Below are 2,564 nucleotides of genomic sequence, written 5' to 3'. Positions count from 1 at the left end.
TGGAAAAACCAGTCAAATTGACCACCACTTTCCAGTGTAAATTGACCACCAGTTCCGGGGCAAACTGACCACCACTTTCCAGTTCAAATTGACCACCTGATTTCGGGTTAAATTGATTATTAAAAACTACTGACTTTTTCATGTTGTTAGAACCATACATTCGTTTAAAAAAACACGGATTATGGCAAACAAAATAACAGACATGAGTAAAATTAGAAAAGTAATTAAATTCTATTGTGATGGAAAGCGTAAGTTATTCATAAGTAGCTACTTATCGCTTTCCAGGAATACGGTAAAGAAATATATTTCTTTATTTGAAGTTCTCGGATTAAGCTTTGAATTAATTGATAAAAAAACAGATGCTGAACTAGAACTTTTGTTTTCACAGACTACTGTTGAATCAATTAATCCCAAATTACAGACACTCCATAATTTTTTCCCTAAAATGGAGCGTGAACTAAAAAAAGTTGGTGTTACCATACAACATATGTGGGAACAATATATTGCCATAAACCCAGATGGTTACAGGAGTTCGCAATTTGCCCATCATTATAAAGTATGGAGTAAACGAGTCAATCCAGTAATGCATATGAATCACAAAGCTGGTGATAAAATGTATGTGGATTATGCCGTAAAAACACTCTCCATTATTGATAACGACACTGGGGAAATCAAAGAAGTACAATTTTTTGTAGCCATATTGGGAGCCAGTCAATATACTTATGCTGAAGCTTCTATAAGCCAACAAAAAGAAGATTTCGTCACTTCTGTAGAAAATGCTATGCGTTTTTTCGAAGGCACTCCAGCGGCAATTGTTCCCGATAACTTAAAATCTGCAGTGATAAAAAGCAGTCGTTTTGAACCCACAATTAATGAAACCTTAGCTGATTTAGCCGAACATTATCAAACTACAATCTTGCCTGCCAGAGCCTATAAACCTAGGGATAAGTCGTTAGTTGAAGGGGCTGTTAAAATATTATACAGAAGAATTTATGTCAATCTAAAAGAAACCAAATTCTTTTCTCTGGAAGAATTAAATCAGCAGATATGGGATTTATTAGACACCCATAATAGTCGAAAACTCACGGGACGCCCATATTCTCGCTTGGAAGTATTTTTAGAAGATGAAAAAGAAAAACTGCGCCCACTGCCACAAGAACGCTTTGAAATCAAATACCAATCCTTTGCTACTATCATGCAAAATGGGCATGTTCAATTAAGTCAAGACAAAAATTATTACAGTGTTCCGTATCAATATGTAAAGAAAAAAGCCAAACTATTGTATACTAAATCAACGGTAGAGATCTATTACAAATACAATCGGATAGCCATTCATCAAAGGAATTACAAACCGTATGTTTATACCACAATCCCAGAGCATTTAGCCAGTACGCATCAATTTGTAGCCCAGTGGAGCGCTGCTCGCTTCATTGATTGGGCTATTAGTATTGATGAGTCCGTTGGAGAATATATTTTGCAAATAATCGAAAGCAGAAACCACCCTGAACAGGCTTATAAAAGTTGTTTAGGAATACTAAACTTCGAAAAAAAGGTTGGTAAGCAGCGATTAATAAATGCCTGTAAACGGGCACTTGATTTTAAGATTTACAATTTTAAGACCATACAAAACATCTTAGAAAACAACTTAGACCATATTGATTTTGAGCAAGAACCCGAGCAAGAACTCCCTATCCACGGTAACATAAGAGGAAAACAATATTATAATTAATTAAAACCAAGTAATCATGAATGAATCCACAGTAACAAAAATGAAACAAATGAAGCTTTATGGCATGCATAATGCTTTTAAAACGGCCATTGAAAGCGGAAAAACAGACCATTACACACTCGATCAGTTTGTATCAATGCTTATTGATGCCGAATGGGATGAAAGGCACAATCGGCGTATTGCTCGCAGTATCACCAACGCCCGATTCCATTACAAATCAAATATTGAAAGTATCCATTTTGACCAGACTCGTAATCTGGATCGAAACACCATACTGCGTCTGGCAGAATGTGAAATTGTAGAAAAAAATGAAAATATTTTAATCACTGGAAGCACTGGTGTGGGCAAAAGTTATTTAGGCACCGCATTAGGTTATCAAGCCTGTATACAAGGCTATAAAGTAAGCTATTTTAATACTTCGAAGTTGTTTGCTAAATTAAAAATGGCCAAAGCAGATGGTTCTTATCTGCGAGAATTGGCTAAAATTGAAAGGCAAGATGTTATTATTTTGGATGATTTTGGACTCCAGGCATTAGATAGTCACAATCGAATTACCCTTTTAGAAATCATTGAAGACAGGCATAACAATGGTTCCATTATTGTAACATCGCAGATCCCAGTGCAAGGTTGGTATGACATCATTGGAGAGAAAACCATAGCTGATGCAATTTTGGATAGGCTAATACATCAATCTCACCGAATCGAACTCCATGGAGAATCTATGAGAAAGAAAAAAAGCATAAACAAGGGATAATATTTTAAGTATATTTGAATACTAATTAACAGATGAAAAAAAGTAGTTTTTAATGAAAAATGGAGATGGTCATTTTGCTCC

2 protein-coding genes are annotated in these 2,564 nt (G+C 35.3%); both read left to right on the top strand.

The window, feature by feature from the left end:
- The first annotated feature begins 181 nt into the window (after positions 1-181).
- Entirely contained in the window at positions 182-1,729 is a 1,548-nt protein-coding gene (gene istA, locus BMW63_RS17570; protein WP_074724763.1) for an IS21 family transposase, read from the top strand.
- Between the two features lie 16 nt (positions 1,730-1,745).
- A complete protein-coding gene (gene istB, locus BMW63_RS17565) occupies positions 1,746-2,483 on the top strand; it encodes an IS21-like element helper ATPase IstB (protein ID WP_074724762.1) in 738 nt (245 codons plus the stop codon).
- Positions 2,484-2,564 lie beyond the last annotated feature (81 nt).

It is taken from the genome of Flavobacterium frigoris (genome assembly GCF_900111075.1).
GTDB lineage: Bacteria > Bacteroidota > Bacteroidia > Flavobacteriales > Flavobacteriaceae > Flavobacterium > Flavobacterium frigoris.
The sequence above is the reverse complement of the archived record's forward strand: the minus strand, read 5'-3'. Positions and strand labels throughout refer to the sequence as shown.

What these genes read in the sequence shown, in the direction of transcription:
- istA (WP_074724763.1), top strand. Translation starts at nt 182, where the DNA reads ATGGCAAACAAAATAACAGACATGAGTAAAATTAGAAAAGTAATTAAA.
- istB (WP_074724762.1), top strand. Translation starts at nt 1,746, where the DNA reads ATGAATGAATCCACAGTAACAAAAATGAAACAAATGAAGCTTTATGGC.